Source organism: Sphingobacterium gobiense, assembly GCF_002980575.1.
Classification (GTDB): Bacteria; Bacteroidota; Bacteroidia; order Sphingobacteriales; family Sphingobacteriaceae; genus Sphingobacterium; species Sphingobacterium gobiense.
Genome location: NZ_PVBS01000001.1, coordinates 353838 through 374203, shown reverse-complemented (window position 1 = coordinate 374203; position 20366 = coordinate 353838). Strand labels below are relative to the sequence as shown.

The 20366-nt window shown below is 42.7% G+C and carries 21 protein-coding genes; 10 read left to right on the top strand and 11 right to left on the bottom strand.

The window, feature by feature from the left end; genetic code table 11:
- Positions 1-95 precede the first annotated feature (95 nt).
- From C5749_RS01660 to C5749_RS01650, 3 genes are all read left to right on the top strand, one after another.
- Positions 96-437 carry a hypothetical protein gene (locus C5749_RS01660; protein WP_105722428.1) on the top strand — a complete coding sequence of 114 codons (342 nt, stop codon included), beginning with the start codon at positions 96-98 and terminating at the stop codon, positions 435-437.
- Between the two features lie 81 nt (positions 438-518).
- Complete coding sequence (locus C5749_RS01655) at positions 519-1001, top strand: very short patch repair endonuclease (protein ID WP_105722426.1); 483 nt, start codon at positions 519-521, stop codon at positions 999-1001.
- 201 nt (positions 1002-1202) lie between these two features.
- Positions 1203-1670, top strand: coding sequence for a hypothetical protein (locus C5749_RS01650; protein ID WP_105722424.1), 468 nt, complete (start codon positions 1203-1205; stop codon positions 1668-1670).
- Positions 1671-1752: 82 nt separating this feature from the next.
- Here C5749_RS01650 and C5749_RS01645 read toward each other — a convergent pair whose 3' ends face one another.
- On the bottom strand, positions 1753-1995 hold the full coding sequence (locus C5749_RS01645; protein WP_105722422.1) for a hypothetical protein: 243 nt from the start codon (positions 1993-1995) through the stop codon (positions 1753-1755).
- A 380-nt stretch (positions 1996-2375) separates the two neighbouring features.
- Between C5749_RS01645 and C5749_RS01640 the strand changes: the two genes are divergently transcribed.
- From C5749_RS01640 to C5749_RS01620, 5 genes are all read left to right on the top strand, one after another.
- Positions 2376-2762 (top strand): (deoxy)nucleoside triphosphate pyrophosphohydrolase, encoded by a 387-nt coding sequence (locus C5749_RS01640; RefSeq protein WP_105722420.1) that lies wholly within the window; start codon positions 2376-2378, stop codon positions 2760-2762.
- Entirely contained in the window at positions 2753-2971 is a 219-nt protein-coding gene (locus C5749_RS01635) for a hypothetical protein (protein ID WP_105722418.1), read from the top strand. The genes C5749_RS01640 and C5749_RS01635 overlap by 10 nt, the downstream gene beginning before the upstream one ends.
- 76 nt (positions 2972-3047) lie before the next feature.
- Positions 3048-3785 (top strand): energy transducer TonB, encoded by a 738-nt coding sequence (locus C5749_RS01630; protein ID WP_181151246.1) that lies wholly within the window; start codon positions 3048-3050, stop codon positions 3783-3785.
- Between the two features lie 411 nt (positions 3786-4196).
- Positions 4197-4607: a nuclear transport factor 2 family protein gene (locus C5749_RS01625; protein WP_219847873.1), complete on the top strand. Its 411-nt coding sequence runs from the start codon at positions 4197-4199 to the stop codon at positions 4605-4607.
- 48 nt (positions 4608-4655) lie between these two features.
- A complete protein-coding gene (locus C5749_RS01620) occupies positions 4656-4994 on the top strand; it encodes a (deoxy)nucleoside triphosphate pyrophosphohydrolase (protein ID WP_245893582.1) in 339 nt (112 codons plus the stop codon).
- Between the two features lie 98 nt (positions 4995-5092).
- Here C5749_RS01620 and C5749_RS01615 read toward each other — a convergent pair whose 3' ends face one another.
- The gene (locus C5749_RS01615) at positions 5093-5818 is read right to left on the bottom strand and encodes a hypothetical protein (protein ID WP_105722412.1); all 726 of its coding nucleotides are present in this window, start codon (positions 5816-5818) and stop codon (positions 5093-5095) included.
- A gap of 289 nt (positions 5819-6107) precedes the next feature.
- Entirely contained in the window at positions 6108-7046 is a 939-nt protein-coding gene (locus tag C5749_RS01610) for an Rpn family recombination-promoting nuclease/putative transposase (RefSeq protein WP_105722410.1), read from the bottom strand.
- Between the two features lie 350 nt (positions 7047-7396).
- Between C5749_RS01610 and C5749_RS01605 the strand changes: the two genes are divergently transcribed.
- On the top strand, positions 7397-8122 hold the full coding sequence (locus C5749_RS01605) for a hypothetical protein (protein ID WP_105722408.1): 726 nt from the start codon (positions 7397-7399) through the stop codon (positions 8120-8122).
- Positions 8123-8330: 208 nt separating this feature from the next.
- Here the strand turns inward: C5749_RS01605 and C5749_RS01600 are convergent, their stop codons facing one another.
- Both C5749_RS01600 and C5749_RS01595 read right to left on the bottom strand, forming a co-directional pair.
- Positions 8331-9116 (bottom strand): hypothetical protein, encoded by a 786-nt coding sequence (locus C5749_RS01600; RefSeq protein WP_146113646.1) that lies wholly within the window; start codon positions 9114-9116, stop codon positions 8331-8333.
- The gene (locus C5749_RS01595; RefSeq protein ID WP_105722404.1) at positions 9103-10065 is read right to left on the bottom strand and encodes a hypothetical protein; all 963 of its coding nucleotides are present in this window, start codon (positions 10063-10065) and stop codon (positions 9103-9105) included. Before C5749_RS01595 ends, C5749_RS01600 begins: the two co-directional genes overlap by 14 nt.
- 242 nt (positions 10066-10307) lie before the next feature.
- On the opposite strand from C5749_RS01595, the gene C5749_RS01590 reads away from it, so the two are divergent.
- A complete protein-coding gene (locus tag C5749_RS01590) occupies positions 10308-10733 on the top strand; it encodes a nuclear transport factor 2 family protein (RefSeq protein WP_105722402.1) in 426 nt (141 codons plus the stop codon).
- A 135-nt stretch (positions 10734-10868) separates the two neighbouring features.
- Here the strand turns inward: C5749_RS01590 and C5749_RS01585 are convergent, their stop codons facing one another.
- The 6 genes from C5749_RS01585 to C5749_RS01560 form a co-directional block, all read right to left on the bottom strand.
- Positions 10869-11708: a discoidin domain-containing protein gene (locus tag C5749_RS01585; RefSeq protein WP_105722400.1), complete on the bottom strand. Its 840-nt coding sequence runs from the start codon at positions 11706-11708 to the stop codon at positions 10869-10871.
- 29 nt (positions 11709-11737) lie between these two features.
- The gene (locus tag C5749_RS01580) at positions 11738-12733 is read right to left on the bottom strand and encodes a DUF6528 family protein (protein ID WP_105722398.1); all 996 of its coding nucleotides are present in this window, start codon (positions 12731-12733) and stop codon (positions 11738-11740) included.
- Positions 12734-12738: 5 nt separating this feature from the next.
- Positions 12739-14298, bottom strand: coding sequence for a RagB/SusD family nutrient uptake outer membrane protein (locus tag C5749_RS01575; protein ID WP_219847872.1), 1560 nt, complete (start codon positions 14296-14298; stop codon positions 12739-12741).
- A gap of 32 nt (positions 14299-14330) precedes the next feature.
- Positions 14331-17660 carry a TonB-dependent receptor gene (locus C5749_RS01570; protein ID WP_105725096.1) on the bottom strand — a complete coding sequence of 1110 codons (3330 nt, stop codon included), beginning with the start codon at positions 17658-17660 and terminating at the stop codon, positions 14331-14333.
- Positions 17661-17795: 135 nt separating this feature from the next.
- A complete protein-coding gene (locus C5749_RS01565) occupies positions 17796-18944 on the bottom strand; it encodes a FecR family protein (RefSeq protein ID WP_181151245.1) in 1149 nt (382 codons plus the stop codon).
- 92 nt (positions 18945-19036) lie between these two features.
- A complete protein-coding gene (locus tag C5749_RS01560; protein WP_105722394.1) occupies positions 19037-19621 on the bottom strand; it encodes an RNA polymerase sigma factor in 585 nt (194 codons plus the stop codon).
- Positions 19622-20366 lie beyond the last annotated feature (745 nt).

Here is a 20366-nt window from a genome sequence, read left to right as displayed (position 1 = left end):
TAACTGTCTAAAGGTAGATAAATCTTTTGTGTTTAACTAATATTTTTAGTATATTTAAAATCTAAACAGGTTATTTACTGCCTAAAATATTGCTCATGAAAAAAAACTACTACGCTCATCGCCCCTATCCCATCGTTCCGGAAGAACAGCGGCACCATGACTGGCGATACCAACTGATGGAATTGTCGGAAGATGCATTATTGGAGAAAGTAAACGCTATGCCTCGGGAGCAACTTATCGAATGGCTTGCTTGGAATGACGTGCATGGTATCTTCCGTGATGAAGACAGCATCGCGGAAGGTTACGAACCGCTCTCAAAAGAGCATGCTGCCATCTGCGTTTTTGTTGTAGTGATGCGGGGTCGTGAGGGCTGGGATGGCAATATGGGCGGAATCTACGTAAGAGATATGCCGTTAGCGGTGAGTACGGAGGTTTAACGGCAACAGATTTAGCGAAAAACTAAATACGCGCTAGGTCCGTTCTTCCATTACATGCTAGTTTTTACGTAAATTTACGTCATGCAAAGCTACGATGAGGAGGAACATAGGATAAAAGTTCCCCGTTTTGAGGAATCGGCCGGCTTCTATACCAGTAAGCAGCGTAGCTTTAATATGTCCCGCATCAAGGGCAAGAATTCGAAGCCCGAAATGATCCTACGCCGCGCGCTCTGGGCGAAGAATATCCGCTTCCGCCTGCACGACAAGAGCCTACCGGGTTCTCCTGACATCGTTATCAAGAAATACAAGCTTGCCATCTTTGTAGATGGTGAGTTCTGGCATGGTTTCGAGTGGAAGAAAAGGCAGGCACAGATTAAATCCAACCGACGGTTCTGGATACCGAAGATAGAACGCAATATGCAGAAGGACGAACTGGCAAACCGCGCCCTGCGGAATATGGGATACACGGTGTTCCGCTTCTGGTCGCAGGATATCCTCAAAAAGCTTCCAACGGTGATTAACCAGATTGAGCTGTTCTTGGAGACGAGGAGGGTGTTTAAATAGGTTTTAGGGGGGAGTTCTAAAAATCCATTGATCTGTCTTTCAAGGAAATACAAAATACTGGTTTACAAAAAGGGGGGAGCTTGGACGAATAAAAGGGGGAGTTAGAGTGGAATTAGCGAAAGCAATGTCCTTGGGGTATTTTCTTTAAGATATCGATATAGAGAAAGAATACTATATCTTTATTCGATAAATAGCATAATTATGAATTTACAAAAAACATTATTAACCGCTTTTGTTATACTCCAGATAGCTTTGACCACATCGCTGACATGGGCACAGGAAAGAATTGACAATTTAACCTACGCCAGAACAGCCATTAAGGTACCCGAAGGCTGTTTGACAAAATCCGAATATCAAATCTCGGATTGTAATGGTTTTTCTGCCCAATGGCTATATTTGAACGAAGAGATGGTCAAACAGGGTGTTAACGAACAGATATTCTTACAGTTTGAGCAGCAAATTACATATGAAACTAAAAAGACTATCAAATTTACGTCGCAGAACCATAAATTGAAAGGATCTAAATATCTATTGGCTAACGGTACGACGCGCATAATCGGCTTCGGACGAGTAAATGGCATACCGCTCATTTTGAATCTCGGATTCGAAAAAAATCCAAAGAACAATAACGAACTAACAGAATTTGAGAAGAATTTTATAAATCTTTAGCAGTCTTTTATAGACTTAACATAAATGATGACTGTAGTTATAGATTACGGTTGAATTTTGACCTTAATCATTAGGGTAAGAGTTAAATCAAAACCTCTTCCTCAAGATATTTTATCAGATACTCGTCAGGGTTATAAAGCACAGCATCGTCAACATAGAAGAAAATCTGTTCATCTATCAGGAGGGCTTCTTCCGAGATATATGTACCAATTTCATCCATTAGTTTATCGTTCAATGAAACTGGAGCAACGTCTACTTCTCCAAACACAGGAGTGGATATAGTTCTTATTAGATATGTGGTCTGGTCAAATTTTAATATCCGCATAGCGTACGTCTTTTTGATTTATGGTTTATTCTCATCAAAAATACTTTCAATCGCGGATCGATTCAAACATCGGAGGCCATTGAACTGTCAAAAGTGCATTCGGATGCTATGGATTAAACACACAATAAAAAGCATGGACAATATGTACAAAAAAGAAATCTCATGTACAAAAACTCACAACAAACAAACACAAAACACTAATAATCAAAACATAAAGAATGTTTAAAATTTAAGATCAGTGTACAAAATGTAGAAGTGATTTTGTAGCCGTTCTCAAAAACGGCTATGAATTTGGAGTTCCGTAGATTCATGTATAATAGTGATCACGTAATTCCGGTCGATGCCTTATAATAAGGTGAATTTGCTATATTTAACGCATTATGCTTCACGTAACCTGTGCCATCATAGAACACAATAATAAAATCTTGATCTGCCAACGCTCAGCTTTCATGAAACCTCCGCTCAAATGGGAGTTCCCGGGTGGTAAAATCGAAGCAGGAGAAAGCAGATCGGCGTGTCTCCGGCGGGAGATCAGGGAAGAACTCGGATTGGAGATCGAAGTACATGAAGAACTGACCGCGGTGACGCATGCTTATCCAAATTTCGAGATTACCCTCTACCCTTTTCGTTGTACGGTAACCGACGGAGAATTGATGTTAACTGAGCATGCGCAAGTGCTTTGGGTCTCGCCTGCGGAACTGCAGCGCTATGACTGGGCAGAAGCAGATGTACCGATTGTGAATGAACTAATGCAATTATGGAGTTAGGTCTGCATCTGTCTGAACTGAACTGCAAGCAATATTTTATCGCCAATGACAAAAAGTTGGATAGCGAAGAGGCTTTACAAAATTTTGATTTGGAAGCCAAAATAAAAGTCGCTAATTTTAGATGTGAATCAGGGATAACGACCGATCTATTGACTTATCCAAGCGTTTGTAGCGATATGCTGACGCCGGTGAGGGGGCGAACAGTCTAAGAAGGATTCTAAAATTGGAGACCACATATGGACGATGCAAGAATACTTGGATACTTTAAATATTAACCCAAAATTGATGAAAAGGAAAGCTATCTTAAGCGACGAGCGCAATTTGTTTGTTATATGTATTGTAGCTAGCATTTTTTCCTATACGGAAACAATGGCTCAAGCCAGCGATACTGTATATTACAATGCCAAATGGGAAAAGACAGATCGTGAAAACAAACATTTCTACCGCGTTATACACCGCGACGACAAGAAAAAACCAATCCGTGTAGAAGATTATTACCCGAATGGTGTTAAGCAGATGGACGGCTGGTATCGTTCATTAGAACCGGAGATTAGAGATGGAGAGTTTACCTGGTGGCATGAAGATGGAAAAAAGCATCGTTGGATGATATTTGATGAGGGTGAAGCTATCAAAATCACGGAATGGGATAGCAATGGCAAGATAACGCGTCAGCAGGAAAAGGTAAAAACTGTAAATTATGAAAATGGTGAGCGCAGTTACGAAATGAAGGCATTAGAAAAAGCTCCGATTTTCAATCGCGGAAAATCTACTTTTTCGGACTATGTAAATAAGCACTTCTCTTATCCTACAGGCGCGCAGGGTGCTAACGGAAAGGTAATCGTCCAGTTTGTCGTCGACAAGCGTGGAAAGACAAAGGATGCAAAGATTGTTAAAAGCGTGAATGAGGTTCTGGACAAGGCGGCGCTTGACTTTATAAAATCCCTTCCTCGTTGGACTCCGGGTGTACAGGATGGAAAGAATGTAGAAATTACAATGGAACTTCCTGTGAGTTTTAACAACTAACCAAAATTGAAAAATTCAATAGGCCTCAAAGAAATAATATGAAGTTCGGCAAATTAGCTACTCACTAAATGATGAAAGAGAGTATCGCAATCGGAATAGAAAGATTACCGTTTAAACATAATTTCCCTGAATTTTTCGTATTGGGCATTAGTGACTGTGTTAGTGTTTTGACGTATAGAAGCCCGATAATTTCAGAGGTAAGAAACAAGGATGAGTCTGTATAAATCAAGATATGCTAACTAAAAAGAGAGTAATGAAGATGAATATCAAATTAAAATATGCCGCATGTTTGAGCGTGGACACACTCCTATTCACTGGGTGCAGTAAGGATGATAATGACGAAAACATCGCAGTCAGTTGTTGCTGATAATTTTGAGAAACTCCTAGATGGGTTGGTTTCCGATGAATTGTATGCAGAAGATTAAGACGATCCGTAAAACTAGAAAGATGAAAGAAGAAATTATTCAAGAATATATTAATGCCTACAACAGTAAGGATGTAAACAAGATGATTGAAAACCTTTCTGACGACGTATTATTTGAGAATATAAGCAATCACGAAGTTACGCTTTCTATACAAGGTAAAGACGCATTTAGAGAACAAGCCATAACAGCTCTCTCCTACTTTTCGACAAGAAAACAAACTATACTAAAGACTAGACCTAATGGAAATTCTGTTGAAATCGATATTGATTATGAGGCGATAGCGGCAATGGATTTCCCTAATGGCATTAAAAAAGGAGATAAGGTAAAACTAAAAGGCAAATCTATTTTTGAGTTTTCGCAGAACGGAAAGATCGTAAAGTTGACGGATATAAGCTGAACAGTGTTAGATGATTAGAAAGGAGGAGAGGAATGGTGATGTAAAGTATTGATATGCCAACGCTCGGCTTCTATGAAGCTTCCGCTGAAATGGGAGTTTCCCGGTGGCAAGGTTGAAACTGGAGAAACCAAAGAGGATTGCCTAAAAAGAGAGATTAAAGAAGAGCTAGGATTGGAAATCGAAGTTGGATCTGCGCTCAGCCATGTGGAGCACCATTATCCGGAATTTTCGCTCTACCGCTACCCTTTTCTATGTAAATGGACAGGTGGTTCGCTGGCTATTGCCGAGCACGCGCAAGCCATCTGGGTTTCTTACAATGACTTGAAGAACTATGATTGGGCGGAGGCGGATGTGCCGGTTGTTCGGGAATTATTGGATATAAGGTGAAGGGCCTGTTAATAATGGTTATGTTTTTATAGACCCTGCTCACTATGTAAGCCATACGGGATCGAAACCGGTGTCTATCCAATGGAAGCTAGAGGAACCTATTCCGGAGTATCTTTGGACGGCTTCGGCAAAGATTGTGGTTGGGTAGTCTTGAGTATATTGACCATTTCCTTGTACATAGGCCATTTCCCGGTATCTTGATTACGAAATAGTAATAATAATTTATAGACTGGAAATATCAAAGCTGACACAAATAAAATATACATCCATGATTGCAGAGGCGCGTCTCCAATATTTCCTACCAAGACATTTCTGATATCGTCATTAAGCAGCCCCAGCGCTCCACCGATCAGAACCATTAAAAACAGTATTTCTTCTAAGGATTTCTTACGGTGCTTTTCCAACTCTTCAATAGTGTGTTGCCATTGTTCGGGTGTACTTACACCTTGTTTCATAAGATATTCTTTAAGCGCTAGATGTCGATGTTTATGGACAAACTCTGGAAAGGAAAGCTGCTCTGGGTTTTCTTGCGAACGAAGCCATTTATCCTTCTTTTTGTCCATGAACTTGAAATAATATCCCATTCCGATGAGGTAGATAATATACAATCCAATAAAAATAATCACATTAATCAACCTTTCACTATCAAGTATCGGATAGTTATAAGTTCTTAGCCCGAATACAAATACAATAATTAGGGGAAGAATCAAAACACACAGTATCCGGTTTCTGTGCTTTTTATAGCCACCACCATTTATCAATGCTTGATAAGACAATTGATCGCGATAAAACTTGTAAAGGTCGGGGATAGATAAATCAGTCATAGTACAAACATAAAAAATTGTTCGTAAAACAACAGAGGTATGTGACGGTAGATACCGTGTGTAAAGGTAGCCAGCCGTCTTGACTGGCATATTTTGCCATCAGTCCAAGTGCGTAGTGAAATATTGCATTATGCTAGTAGGACTATATTTCGTTAAGATTTGTTAAAAAGGCGTTACAAAAATAAGAAAGGCACACAAATTGACGTTATTTTAGTAATTCATAATTTAGGTTAATAATTGGTTAGTTAGTAAAAATCCTGAGGCTCCCCGCTTCAGGATTTTTTGATTATCATTTTAGTTTTTCTATTTCTTCAGCCGATAAACCGGTAGCTTGGACTATATCTTCCACAGCCATATCCATGTTTTTCAATTTTAAAGCAATGGCAAGAGCGCCTTCTTTTAGACCTTCTTCTCGACCTTCTTCTCGACCTTCTTCACGACCTTCTTCACGACCCTCCTCAAGCCCGCGCTCTCTCGCCTTTTTCTGCTCCAAGATGGCTGTCTGGCGGATCGACTCCGCATCCCACTTATTCTTCAAGCTCGCATCGTACATATCGCGTTCCTCCTTGTTTAACTTACTATATGCTGCAATAGAAAATAATTTCTCAAAAACCGGCTTACGTAGATAGGTCGGCAGCTTATCCATTTTGGACATGTTCTTCAGAACGTGCAGCCACCTGTCCAGATCAACGGTCAGTTCCTGTTCTCCTTTGGTAAAATTAATCAATTCCACATAAATAAACCCAAGATGTTCGTAAAAAACTTCGCCAGAATCCCTGTTGCATAGACAGATGTCATGGAGATAGTCGGTGCTGCCGCTGCCGTCGGGCATGGGAAAGCCATCCATCAGCACAATCACATAGACCTCACTGATCGTATAGCCCCATCCTCTTCTGTTCCCTTTGGGCGCCTGGTCTGCGATCAGTTTGCTGCCATAGTACAGCATACGTTTTTTTAAATTCGTCTGCGGGGTCCGCTGGACCTCGATAATGAATTGTTCGCCATCGCTGGCCGTGCACGTCAGGTCAAATATGACCGTACCGACTTCTTCGGTGTCGCCTACATGTTCGTTCTTGTTGTAATAGAGATCCTCGATAAGCTTCCGCCCCTGGAACAGTTCATTGAGAAAGGAGATCAATAGATCCTTGTTCGCCTCGGTACCGAATATACGCTTAAAACCGAAGTCTGTCGTGGGATCGATAAATACAGGTGTTGTGTGTTGCTTCATAATGATTAAAATTTATGGTACATAATTCTGATAACTGTGAAGCAAACTTAAGCGATGTTTAGTGTGAAAGCCGGTAAATAAGCATTTATAGTCGTTTATAAACGTTTAAAAACGGCTATGGATTGTCGGGGCAGAGGACTTCCAGTACCGCATCGCGAACAACAACGACCGCGCGGGCAAAAAGGAATGCAGGCTTTGTTTTTTTGTTTGGGGTATTAAAAAATATAGGTTAAAAGCTTTAATTTCGCACGAACTAATTAACTGTTATATGAATATTGAAAAATTTTTGACAATCTCCGATGTATGCATACGAGCGATATGATATACGCAGAAAATAACGACGGTATTATATGATTTACAGGAATAACAAAGGCCCTGTTTACGACAAAAAAGTTGCTAAGCATCGTACGGCTGAAAGGATTTGCAAGTTTCTGAATTCTCTGAGCATTTTGTGCGCTGCAGGGCTTGTCTTTTTTCCTAGCTCATACCCACTGGCTGTTGCCGTAAACATCGCCATCCCATTGATATGTATTGCCGTATTAAAATTGTATAGCAAGTATGTAAGAATAGATGCGGAGCGTCATCTGGTAAAACCTACGATATACTATGCCATGCTATACGTTTCTTTGAGTCTGACTCTAACAAGTTTCAAACTATTTAATATTTTGGAATACTTCCTGCTGTGGCTATTGGTGTTCGGATTTACATTGTTAATACTCTGTTTCTTATTCTTCAATAATATTGAATACAAATTTCAACCTTTTAAAGTTTACCTGAAGACAGCAACCAGCTACGTATTCCTAATAGGTTATGCCTACGGTACGATCACTTCCTTAAACGCGGTACTGGATGACTCGACTCCACAAGTTTACTACTCGACGATCCTAAAAAAGCATTTGGGAGGGAGACGCGGCTCACCAAGTTTTCTGCTTGGACCGTGGGGACCTAAAAAAAACAAGAATACAATCTATGTTTCCAGCAAGTTTTTCAGGGATCATCAAGTTAAGGATCATGTAGTAATCCTAATTTTCAACGGAAAATTTGGAATTCCGTGGTATACAATAAACGAATTATAAGCTACGACTGGGCAGAAGCGGATGTGCCTGTTTGTCGGAATTATCACATATAGGGCGGAGTACTTGTTAAGATTTGTTAAAAAGCATTACAAAAATAAGAAAGGCACACGAATTGACGTTATTTTAGTAATTCATAATTTAGGTTAATAATTGGTTAGTTAGTAAAAATCCTGAAGCTCCCCGCTTCAGGATTTTTTTGTTATTATCTCTAGTGTTTTACACCCCGGTACACCCTTCCCTTCAGTTTTTTGATCTCGGGGCAACAGCCTGTTACTGGAAAATAGGCGTCGTTGCGTTTAGAGCAGGTCCGCGTGAAATAAAAAACGTCCGACAGCGGAAACACGCAGCCACCGGGTGTGGCGAATACCAACGCAGGATCGACCATTCGCTCGAATACGACCGGGTCTGAGAAGATCGTGTCTAACCTTACTGTAGGATTTCCTTTATTCTTTTTACATAAAGACGCTGCCGTTAAACTTTCGAGCGTAACAGTGGAGCTGTCCGCCGCTAACACAATGTTCCAGCCTTGACGCCTTTTCGCTGAACTAAAGGTGACGCGACCGTCTTGCCGCAGTTCTCCCTCGCGGATCTCCAATATCTCCCGGATATTGATGAGGTTTCGGCTCCCGTGCAGTCCGTCGTTGAAATTCGGATCGGTTTGCCTACCCAACGCGAGAGGCCACGATTTAAAACGATGATAGTAATGGATGGGAGCGCAATGGATTACCCTTCGCAAGTCGGTCGATTCCTTTTCTATAAATAGATAATGTACGCCTAACACAACACTCCCATCTACTAAGGATGTGGTATAATGGGGAGTGCCCGGAACATTTAGCAGCGTATCATACTTAGCATACACATCAAACGCGTCCACCCGAAAAGAGTCAAGGGTCTCATGAGCGGGAAGGGACATGACCGAGTAGGTGTACCTACAGGAGGCAACGAAAAATACAATCCCGATAGGTAAGAGAAAAAGATAGTTAATGGTCTTCATGCTTTAGATGATTAGATATAAATACCTGGGATTGCACATCTATGGATAGCCGGGGACTGGAGTTGTCGACGTGATACGGCATATTTTGGAGAAAATGAACAGCTTTTTGCCCCTGCATAAGTTTGAAGTTCGGGTTCGTAAGCCTCAGGTTTATGTTTCCGATGTGGTTGTGGCCGACGGTGAACCGCCAGTAGTCTTCGTTGTATTTTATCTCGGATAGATCTTTGTAATCGACCTGATTGTCGCCAATTACCTTAGCGGCCTCGTAAGCGAGATGGCTGTAACCCGTAAAGCGATTATAGGCCAGCGCGAAATGGTCAACGGTTCGGTGCCCGTTTCTATGCCAGGCGATCATGGCACTGCTGGTATACCAACGATCGTGGTTATCGACTGGGAGGCCAGGCAAAACGCCGTCGTTTTGATAAAAAACATGCGCTTCCCGGATCTTGAGATGTAAGGTGCCTACCCGTTGAGATTTCATCCGCTCGCCGGGATGGAATATAAAAATAGTCTGCAATCCTAGTGAAATAGCTGAACGATATGGATTTTTGATGGCTGGCATACTGAGGTCGGCAAAAGCGTAGAAAGGTTGGTTATATTCCAATCCATTGTTGAGGGACGCACCGCAGTTTCCGTGGTATAAGGATATGGGGATCTGAAAACTCCCAAATAGCTGATGAGACGTTTTTCTGTCGGAAGTAGAAAACGTATTCCACTTGAAGGCGTATTGGACCTGAGGAGTGATGCCGAGCCAGTTCCCTTGGTAAAGATATCCGGCATTGATATTTGCCTCGATATACGCTGCAAATTTCTTCACATGACTGAGGTGTAGACCTAGCGTAATATTACTACCCAGACCGTAAGAATGTGCGCCGTCAACGGAATACAACTGCCCACGGGCCCCTGTAGAGATAAAAAATAGTATGAGACAGATAGAAATAGGTTTCATAAAGGATTAGTTACTTATTATAAAGATAGCGAGCGATATAAAAGTATGCAAAATAATTTTCGCTTTTTTTAGAAATCGGCGAATGCCCTCCTTCACTTTCACCGATTTTTTTACCGCGGTTACCGAGAAATGCGGGAGCTTGGTCTAATCGTTATTCGGTAAATCTACGATCCACCCTACCTTTGAAATATCAAATAAGAAATAGAAAAAATAATATACACAACACATTAAAAACTACAGATATGAGAACGACATTGAAAACCATCGCAGCAGCATTGATCATGGTAACATCCTTGAGCTCCTTTGCTTCGGAGAGAACTAACCCTTTGAAAGACGTGGAATCAGACATGGTAATAGGTACGTATCTGGAAGCGGTTACCGTGGGCACCATCGAGCTGAACAAGTTCCTTTTTGCGGATGATTTCCAGTACCGCAATGTGAACAACAACGACCGCGCGGGCAAAAAGGAATACATCAAATACCTGAAGGCCAATAAAGGCATGCAATACGACTGCGAGAGCAGCTACCAGATCCTATCGCAGGACGGAAAGGTATGCATAGCCAAGACAACGATGACATTCGACAACTTCACCCGCGTAGATTACATCACGCTGAACCAGGGCAAAGACGGATGGAAAGTAAGCAAGGTGGAAACGACTTATCCATAAGACTTTAAATTTTTGTTTCAATAGGGATACGTCGTGAGATATTTCCCAATGTTTAGTTTAGTTAGCAAAGCCTGCAGTCTCTTGACTAGCAGGCTCTTTTTTGGAAAGTTGTCTGTATGGTTTATTTGATTTGTATTAAAACACGCCTAAGCGTTCCAGATTAATAAACGTGACATCCTGCAGGTAGCCCGCTGTAACAACATACTTAAGATACCTTGCCTCGTGCTCCTGGGTAAAAGGTAGGACGTGCCATGAGCCGGGATTCGTGTATGGCACTTCTGTAGTGAGCGCAGGCGTCCAACTTTCGTTGTCGCTGCTGACATAAAATTCGATCGCCCTAATCGGCCCATTGTTGTTGGCGCGCTGTTTGAAAGCTAATCCGTGTAGGGCGTACGCGCTCTTCATGTCTATGATAATCCAATGTGGAAAATCTTCGGCTGGGGCCGGGCTGTATCGCGTGTGCCACGTAGCTGTATTCTCGATCAATACATTTTGTCCATGGCTACTGCCGTTTAAGCTGCTGACTGCAAGCACCTCCCAACCTGTGGCATCATAAATATGGGTTTCACTCCATGTTTTACTGACTTCTAATGAAATAGTAGCAGTAGCCTCACTCAATACTTTTACACTTTGAGGTGGTGCTGGGGGAAATCGCGTATCAACGACGACTATCTCTGCCTGGTTGGGCACATCAAAATTTTGCACACTCAGCTCGCCATTATCATCGGAAGTGCCTTCGAATACCTTGCGGGCATCAGCTTGTCCTCTAGGTTTACTATAGACGGCCACCTCAACATTGGGCATGACCTCGCCTGTTTGGCTGTCTACGGTTTGTACCTTTAGTGTAACTTTGCCGGGCGCTATCTCCGACAACGACGATTCCCATTGTTCACTGCAACTGGTGATAAAACATGTAAAGCATACTAATACTACACAATATATCTTGGGAAGCGCGTATATATATTTCGTTTTCATTACTTTTAAAAATTAGATCAGTTATCTTGTTATTTATTGCAAGATTTAAATAGATGCTTCTCTGGGTAGCTAAAAGCATTTTTCACAAACCATCTTGCTTTATAAATCCGGAAACCGGTTTTGAAAAAGATTGCATTGCCTCTACTGTCTACCACTTCATCGGACCACCATTGTTCCTTGGGCTTTAGAAAAATATCGGGAAAACTCGCCGGGCCCGACGATATACTCTTGATACTTGCCTGAGGCCCCTCTGCGGGCTTTGTTGTCTTTGTTCTAGGATCGAACAAGTAAATGTTCTTACTCATGCTCAGCCATAACAAATCTTCGTCGTGCTTTGGAAAAAGGTCGTGTGCGTCGATACCCGGTATCGTGATAATCTCCGTCAGTTCTAGATCGGGGCGATGACAGTCAAAGTTATAGGCAAAAGCCTTCATCTCACTTCTTGCAGCCGACCATAGCAGTTCATTGGTCCGGTCCCAAACGACATTATGCCCAAAATCAATAGGAATATTTTTCTTGTATACATTTTCTGGGAAGTTTAACGTATCTACTCCTATTACTGTCAGAAAATTCCCTGTACTCGATGCACTTACGATATTTCCGTCTGGGAGTACTTCGGCTGAATGTGTATTTCCGCCCACATGGACATAGAACATAGTTTTCTTGTCCCGAATACGGATTAGTGCTACACCGCCACCTGATGCCGTTGCCAGTATATATTCTCCGTTAAACACTGGTTTGGCATCGCTCATGTTGGTGAACCATGCGTAATGTTCCGGTTTGACGTTGCTCTCCCTCGGTTTCCAGTACCAGATGACTTCGTTCGAACGCACATCGGCTATTGCCACCTGCGAGTCAGATTGTTCAGAAATAACAATGCATTGCTCGCATTCGGCTACTGTCTTGGGCGGTTGCTGTACCTGGTCTTCCTCGCCATTTCCCGTTGGGGGAACCGGAGGCTCGGCCGCGCCAGAACAGCTTATCAATAGGAGAAGAAATGTCAGATAGCTACTTATTGTCTTCATGATCTTTAATAGTTTGCGTTTTGTTCCAAATTTGGATTTAACTCACGTTCCCGATCTGGAATAGGCCACCAATAATCTCGTTGGGGATTAAAACGTCTGGTGACCAAGGGTTGCTCCATGGCGTTGTAGACGGTGCTGTTTAACACAGTTTCTGCCGTTTTCCATCTTCTGATATCTGTATAATAGAAGCCTTCCAATGCTAATTCGATCCGTCTCTCGTGCCGGATCAAATCGCGCATCTGTGACTTGTTCAGATCTCTGGGAAGCGAATATGGATCAAGCCCGGCACGTTTCCTGATTCGTTCAATAGCGGCATAGACGCTTTCGTCGGGCGTGTCCAACACTTCATTTTTGGCTTCGGCGTACATCAATAGCACGTCGGCATACCGAATCAACATATAGTTTGTTTCAGAGCGTCCTCCGTTAATAATATTGGTATTGGGCTCTTTGTCATATATGGTGTACTTTTTTACGCCGTAACCGGTGATCTTGAAAGGCTCGGTTGGTGTCGTCACCGATCCCATGTAGATATCCCCCGGGTATACCAGGGTCTGATACATACGTGGGTCCCGGTCTCTATATGGTGATGCGGGGTCAAACAAGCTTGATTCGGAAGATAAACGTCCGTCCTTCATATAGTAAGCATCTATCAGGTCTCGAATGGGCGCGTTGGTATTGTACTGCCTACCAATCAAGTCGAAGGAACTTCCCTGTTCTGGTGCTTTAAACTGCACGGCAAATACCGATTCTGCACTATTATCATTTTGCGGCATAAACACCTGACGGTAATTCGACAAGAGGTTATACCCCGCCTCGCTGAGATTCATCACACTTTCGGAAGCCGCTGCTACGGCTTCCCACTTGTCGGCAGCGTTGTTGGGGTTATTGAGCGGACTAGCCTCAAACAGCAATACCCTCGCCTTTAACGCCAAAGCAGCGCCCTTTGTCGCGCGACCGATATCGTCTCCTGTATACGTTGCGGGCAGTCCTTCGGCTGCTTCATCAAGATCTTTCAGCACCTGCGTAACGATTTCGTTCCTCGCATTTCTCGGTAGCGATGCATGATCCAGTGTCGGGGTTTCCAATATCAGCGGCACGCCTCCGTAATACATCTGTAAAATGGAGTAATAGAGCGCTCTCAGAAATTTTGCCTCGGCAATCATTCTATTTCGAATGTCTTCGCTCATCGGCACACTACCGACGTTATCCAGAAATGTATTCGTGCGTCCTACACCTTCATAACAAGCTCTCCATCGGTTATTGATGATGGCCGAATTATTCGCCGTTTGCGTCCCGTTTGCGATCACACTGAAGCCGCCCGAATTATCATAATTGTAGGCATTGGGGGTAGCGGTATCTTCCAATAACGGAACAGCGTCCCCGCCGAACAGTCCCGCCGAGCGTAGCGTCGCATAACAACCCGACAACGCTGCTGTCGCGCCCTTTTCAGACGTCCAAAAATTCTCATCTGTATAAAATCCAGTAGGATCTGTGTGCAAATCATTGGTACTGCAGCTCACCAACATCAGCTGCAGACTCCATATTATTAGTAGTAACTTTTTCATTTTGTCTTTCTCTTCAAAACTCTACTCATTTTTTAAAACGTCGCATTTAAGCCGAAACTAAAAGTTTTCAGCATAGGGTAATCATAAAGGGTGTCGTCCTTTATCTCCTTTTCCGGATCGAACTGTTTAAAATTCGAAAAAGTCAACAGATTTTGTCCATTAACAAACAGGGAGAAATTGCTGAGTCCAACCTTACTTATGAGATCCTTTGGTAAGCTATAGTTTAACTGCACGTTCTGTAGTCGGAGATAAGAGGCATCCTGCAGCCAAAATGTAGAGGCCTGATAGTTTTCTGAGGCGCCTTGTGGGGTCACCAGAATAGGCAGTCTTGCATCAGGACGTTCCGGTGTCCAGGAATCGGTAACCCACTCATGGGTAATTCCTGCTCCATTGTTAATAGGATATGCTAAATTGTTTGTCGGGTATATATTAAGCCCTTGAACACCTTGCCAAAAAGTATCGAAAGAGAAGTTTTTGTATCCGAATTTAAGGTTAAAACTATACATATACTTTGGTATTGAGCTGCCCACGATAATCCTGTCATCGCCGTTAATTTTGTCGTCTCCATTAACATCTCTATATTTAAGAAACCCGGGCTTCACATTGGAACTGATTACCGCGCTATAATCAATCTGTTCTTGGTTTTGATAAATGCCTTCCGCATCGTAAAGGTAATACGCATCGATTGGGTATCCTTCTTTCAATATGCGCCGCCCATTGATGACCGTCTCGCCGTTAAGGTCTACAATCTGGTTTTTCACATAGGTTATGCCTCCCGAAATCTCATAACTAAAGTCATTGATGAGGTTGCGATGTGAAAGGTTCAATTCATATCCCTTGTTGTCTACAACGCCGATATTCCGTTGTGCGCCGCTGAGGTTACCGACTTGTGCAGGAAGATTTACAGGGCGTAAAATGTCGGTTGTTCGCCTTTTGAACAACTCAAAAGAGAGTCCTAATTTTCCATTCCACATCTCGGCATCTAGCCCGAGGTTCGTCGTGGTTGTCGTTTCCCATGAGATGTTGGGATCGACCGAACCGGTAATAGCTGCTCCCGGAACGATAATACCATTGAAATTATAATCGTTTCCTAAGCTAACTTTCGGTAAGTAGCTAAATAATGGCACGTCCTGATTTCCGAGTTTTCCCCAAGACCCACGTAACTTCAGAAGGTTGAGACCCGAAAACTGTGGAAAGAAGCTTTCCCTATCCAACCGCCATCCGGCCGAAAAGGACGGAAAAAAAGCCCAACGGTTGGCAGGTGCAAAACGGGCAGACCCATCGTATCTAAAGGTGGTCTCTATTAGATATTTTTCATCGTAATTGTAATTTAGACGGCCGAAGTATGACCCCAGTTTATCGCGCGTCTCCGCACCGTTATTTCTGGGATTAATAGAGCCTGCCGAGATATCGGTCAGTGCATTATCAAAATATCCCTCGATACGCGCATCGAACCACCCTCTTTCCTCGCTGATATATGATGTACCGACCATCGCCGAGACGTTATGGAGATCAATTTCTTTGTCCCAGGTTAATGTCTGAAAGAACGACATATTAAGCACGTTGTCGTCGTAATTAAAGGCATAAGGATTATTGTTGTAATAGTACGGAACCTCCGTCTTCGGGTTATAGGTGGTCAAAAACGGAACAAATTGTCTTGCATAGCCGTCAAGCTTATCAATTCCCAGATTGATGTTATACCGAAGCCCAAACGGAAGTTCGTAGTCTGCAAATGCTTTTGCCAGTATACGTTGGACCGCATGGTCCTTACGTCCTTCTTTTAGTAGCATCAAGGGGTTTTCAACCGCATTACGGCCTGGTGTGGCAAATACGGCATTACCGTACCGGCCGTCTGGTAAGTAGGGTGAAAAAATCGGCAGGACACGCATAAATCGGTTAAAGAAATACGGCGTGCCATGTGCATTTTCGTCATATTTACGATAGTTTGCGTGAACACTTCCTCCAACCTTCAACTTGCTACTGATATCAGTTGCGAGGTTCAATGCCAAGGAATACCTATTTGCATGGTTGGCGTCTATTAAAACACCATCTTGATCCATAAAGCCTAAGGAGAGGTTGTATGTGGTTTTTTCACTCCCTCCCGAGAAACGAAGGTTATGCTGTTGGAGATAACCATTCTTCAAGACTTCATCAAACCAGTTAATATTGGGATAAATGTGTGGATTTGTCGCCATACCATTTCTATACTCCTCAATCTGTTCTTCCGAATACGTAATTGGCGATCCTTCGTTGATCATGGCTGTATTTCTCATCTGCATGTATAGGATTGGATCCCATACAACATCGGGCATTCTGGTGGTCTGTTGTATACCATGAGAAAAGCTGTAATTAACGGCTGTCCGTCCGCGCTTGCCCGTCTTTGTTGTGACGAGGATTACGCCATTGGCGGAGCGTGAACCATATATCGCTGCAGAGGCGTCCTTTAGCACCGTAATACTTTCGATATCGTTTGGATTCAGCTCGTTCATATTAAATTCAATTCCATCGACCAATACTAGCGGATTTTGATTATTTAGTGTACCAACGCCCCGGATGCGGATGGTAGCGACGTCCTGTCCGGGCTTTCCACCGGCCTGGTTTACCCATAGCCCAGACACCCCGTGCAGTGCCTGGCTTGCATTGGTAAATGGTTGATCTTTCTTTTCCGCCATATCCAAAACCGATACGGCACCGGTCATATGGGATTTTTGTTGTGTGCCATATCCCACGACGACGATTTCTTCAACCGCTTCGATATGTTGTTTCAGGATGACCCGAAGTTCGCGCTGCGCACTTAACTTTATTTCCACGGTTTCATATCCTGTGTGGCTTACACTGATCACATCGCCATCGTCCACATCTTTCAGCTGAAAGGCTCCCGTATCATCGGTGCTCGATGTCCTCGTTGTTCCGACAACTCGAATCGTGGCTCCGGGTATAGGTTGACCATTGATGTCGACAACAATTCCTGACACAAAATCTACTACTGCGCGTTGCGCGTTGCGTTCTTGTTTGTCTTTAATAACGATAGTTTTTCCGACAATTGAATATGCCAGATTTTTGTTTTCGAGAACCTTCTCCAGCGCTGTTTCTAAGCTCACATTGTGCAGCGAAACGTCGGTATCCCGGAACGGCTTAATAGTTTGCGGTTCGTACCAAAAAACGTATCCGGCTTGTTTTCCGATATCTTTCAAGATCTCCTCCAACGGTGCATTTTTCTTTTTGAGGGAAATCGATTGGGCAAAAATTTTTGCGTTTCCCTGAAGAGATGAAAGCAGTATCAGGGCAACAATTAATTTTACAAATAGGAACAACCTTCGTCGTTTATACGAAAAAGGTAAAATAAAATAGTTAAATTTCATATTTTTGATATGAGTTTTCATTAATATCAAGATGATTATTTGAAAATTTCTATCCGTTACCTAGTAGCGGAGTTACCGGAAATGTTGGCCCATTTCCGGTTTTTTTTATTTCGTATTCGCCTAACTTTCCATGTTTTATTTTTTTACGGTTAATATTCTGTCGTTTAGTTCGAACTGTATATCACTTAGTTCTAGAATCTTAAGGAGGGATGATAACTTGGCCTTTCTGTCAATCCCGCCAGTAAATCGTCTTTCGGTCAGATGGTCTTGGAAGATGACCTTCACATCATACCACCGCTCGATTCGGCGCATGATTGTCCTTAGATCTTCGTTCTCAAAAAGGGTGAAACCGTTTTTCCAGGCGACCGCTAGGTCTGTGTCAACTTCTTTCACCGATAATGTTTGATTTACGAGCGCCTGTTGACCCGGAGACAGAATCTTTTCCCCATGTTTCGAACTGATTTTGATTGACCCTTCCAACAAGGTTGCGACCATAGATTTTTCGTCCTTGTAGGCCATCACATTGAAATGGGTGCCGAGTACTTCGATCTTCGCCTTGTCGGCGATTACGCGAAAAGGTTTACTTTTATCTTGGCTGACCTCGAAATAGGCTTCACCCACTAGTTCAACATGCCGTTCGTTTCCAGCAAATACCGTTGGAAAACGCAGATGCGATTCTGCATTGAGCCACACTTTCGTACCGTCGGGAAGAACGATCTTATACTGTCCGCCTGTTGGCGTTGAAAGCGTATTCCATGCCAAAAGCTCCGCGGCCGGCAATAAGCGGCCAGTCGATTCGAATCGGATACTGCCTTCTTCATTTTTCCTTATTACCGAAGCGCCATAGTTTAAGGAGTCTTGCTGCAATTCATTCAGTATGATTCGCGCTCCACTTCCCAAGGTCAGGGTTGCTCTATCTCCTCCTGCTTCGACGTCGTTTTGCGTAACCGATACGACCTTAGGCACCGTGTGGTTGCTTACCGGTGCCAGACGGAAGAAAAGGAGATAGATCGATATCGATATCACGACAGTGACCGCCGCGGCAATCCGAAACAGTGTTCTAGCCATACGTAGGCTCGGGTTGCGGGTCTGCTCTGAATCGCCAATCTCCGCCTCTACTGCCGAAAATATAGAATTCTCGAGATCGCTTGGTAGCTCGCCTTCTGCCTTGCCTGTATCAACATGGAGGTCTTCATACCAAGTTTCAACAAATCTTCGCTCGTCAGGGCTTGCGGTTCCATCATTGTATTTCTTTATAAGTCTTTGTAAGTCGGATATCTTCAAAATCAAGCCTTTTAACATATATCCGTTTGGCTATGACAAAGTACTATAAGAAATTTTTCTTTTTTTAGTTTGTTCGAGTGCCGTGCTAGAAATTAATTGACGAACAGGATCAAAAGCATCAAGGTTATTTGTGGATTATACAGCTTTAATTTAGCTTTGAGACGCTCCGAAGCGCTGTATAATTGGTTTTTGACTGTTTGTTCGGATATTTGTAGCGACTTGGATATGTCTCGTATGGAAAGGTCCTCTTCTTTTTTCATCCGATATATTGTCTGCATTCTGGGAGGCATATTGAGCACTTCATCCTTTATAATGGAGTCTAGTTCTTTTTCAAACAGCGGTTCGTCACAGGGTTCAGCCACCTGGGGTTGCTGCGTCGACTCTACAACGTATCGAAGCCGGACAGCGTTCCTCTCGAAAAGTTGCAGTACTTTATTTTTCAACACCGCATGCAGGAAAGGCGTCAACGGGCGGTCTTTCAATTCGTCGAGTTTATTCCACAAGACGATAAATACGTCCTGCACGATATCCTTGGCGGCTTCTTCCGACCCGACCTTTTGCAAAGCAGATCGGTAAATGCTTTCCCAATGCGTTTTGAAAGCACGTTCAAAAACTTGCCTCTTCGAAAGCGTATCTAAGTATCCCGCTAAAAATTCTTCATTTTTGAGGTTTTCCATCAGCAGGTTCCGAAAATTAACTTATACATTTATAAAACGAATGCCATGCTTCTCATCCGACTGCAAAGTTAGGCATATTCGCAATTTTTGATCCTTTACTAATATTAATTGTATGTTAAGGTTCTTTATTTAGTAGCTACCACTTCCTCTGAAATCGACGTATTCCTTCGCTGTCATCGCGATCAGTTTTCAAATGTAATGAAAAAAATTATATCAATCTGAAAAAAATCTCTGTTGAAGGAAGTGTTAAGCTATCGTAAATCTACCGAATAATATGCCAATGTGGAGGAGCGCTATCCGAAGGAAAATAAATTGGGACCTTTTAATTTACTGTATGTTGCAATGGCAAACATGTTTTCGATCAGTGTTTGTTCTCAATGCAATCGAAGCTATTCCACTACTTGGAATGGTTTCAAAACCGCTTCCGAAGGTAGGTGGGCAGTTTGTCCATTTTGGACATGTTTTTCAGAACATGCAGCCACCAATGTTTAGTTTAGTTAGCAAAGCCTGCAAATGCAGGCTTTTATTATTTAAAATGAGAATATATATACGTTATCTTAAACGCCGCGATTTATTTTTTTAATCAAAAAGCGATATCTTTGCTGTATGACAAAAACAACTAAGTCGGATTTGGTGTAATAAACAATCTGTAATTCCTTTACAGATTGTCTTTTCGTTTGCTCTCGATAAATCCTTTCGGGAGTGATTTCCTATTATTAAATTTTAATTTTTAATGTGCGTATAA

Excerpts from the sequence above, each read along its gene's own strand:
- C5749_RS01660 (WP_105722428.1), top strand. The coding sequence starts at position 96 with ATGAAAAAAAACTACTACGCTCATCGCCCCTATCCCATCGTTCCGGAA.
- C5749_RS01655 (WP_105722426.1), top strand. The coding sequence starts at position 519 with ATGCAAAGCTACGATGAGGAGGAACATAGGATAAAAGTTCCCCGTTTT.
- C5749_RS01650 (WP_105722424.1), top strand. The coding sequence starts at position 1,203 with ATGAATTTACAAAAAACATTATTAACCGCTTTTGTTATACTCCAGATA.
- C5749_RS01645 (WP_105722422.1), bottom strand. The coding sequence starts at position 1,995 with ATGCGGATATTAAAATTTGACCAGACCACATATCTAATAAGAACTATA.
- C5749_RS01640 (WP_105722420.1), top strand. The coding sequence starts at position 2,376 with ATGCTTCACGTAACCTGTGCCATCATAGAACACAATAATAAAATCTTG.
- C5749_RS01635 (WP_105722418.1), top strand. The coding sequence starts at position 2,753 with ATGGAGTTAGGTCTGCATCTGTCTGAACTGAACTGCAAGCAATATTTT.
- C5749_RS01630 (WP_181151246.1), top strand. The coding sequence starts at position 3,048 with ATGAAAAGGAAAGCTATCTTAAGCGACGAGCGCAATTTGTTTGTTATA.
- C5749_RS01625 (WP_219847873.1), top strand. The coding sequence starts at position 4,197 with ATGCAGAAGATTAAGACGATCCGTAAAACTAGAAAGATGAAAGAAGAA.
- C5749_RS01615 (WP_105722412.1), bottom strand. The coding sequence starts at position 5,818 with ATGACTGATTTATCTATCCCCGACCTTTACAAGTTTTATCGCGATCAA.
- C5749_RS01610 (WP_105722410.1), bottom strand. The coding sequence starts at position 7,046 with ATGAAGCAACACACAACACCTGTATTTATCGATCCCACGACAGACTTC.
- C5749_RS01605 (WP_105722408.1), top strand. The coding sequence starts at position 7,397 with ATGATTTACAGGAATAACAAAGGCCCTGTTTACGACAAAAAAGTTGCT.
- C5749_RS01600 (WP_146113646.1), bottom strand. The coding sequence starts at position 9,116 with ATGAAGACCATTAACTATCTTTTTCTCTTACCTATCGGGATTGTATTT.
- C5749_RS01595 (WP_105722404.1), bottom strand. The coding sequence starts at position 10,065 with ATGAAACCTATTTCTATCTGTCTCATACTATTTTTTATCTCTACAGGG.
- C5749_RS01590 (WP_105722402.1), top strand. The coding sequence starts at position 10,308 with ATGAGAACGACATTGAAAACCATCGCAGCAGCATTGATCATGGTAACA.
- C5749_RS01585 (WP_105722400.1), bottom strand. The coding sequence starts at position 11,708 with ATGAAAACGAAATATATATACGCGCTTCCCAAGATATATTGTGTAGTA.
- C5749_RS01580 (WP_105722398.1), bottom strand. The coding sequence starts at position 12,733 with ATGAAGACAATAAGTAGCTATCTGACATTTCTTCTCCTATTGATAAGC.
- C5749_RS01575 (WP_219847872.1), bottom strand. The coding sequence starts at position 14,298 with ATGAAAAAGTTACTACTAATAATATGGAGTCTGCAGCTGATGTTGGTG.
- C5749_RS01570 (WP_105725096.1), bottom strand. The coding sequence starts at position 17,660 with ATGAAATTTAACTATTTTATTTTACCTTTTTCGTATAAACGACGAAGG.
- C5749_RS01560 (WP_105722394.1), bottom strand. The coding sequence starts at position 19,621 with ATGGAAAACCTCAAAAATGAAGAATTTTTAGCGGGATACTTAGATACG.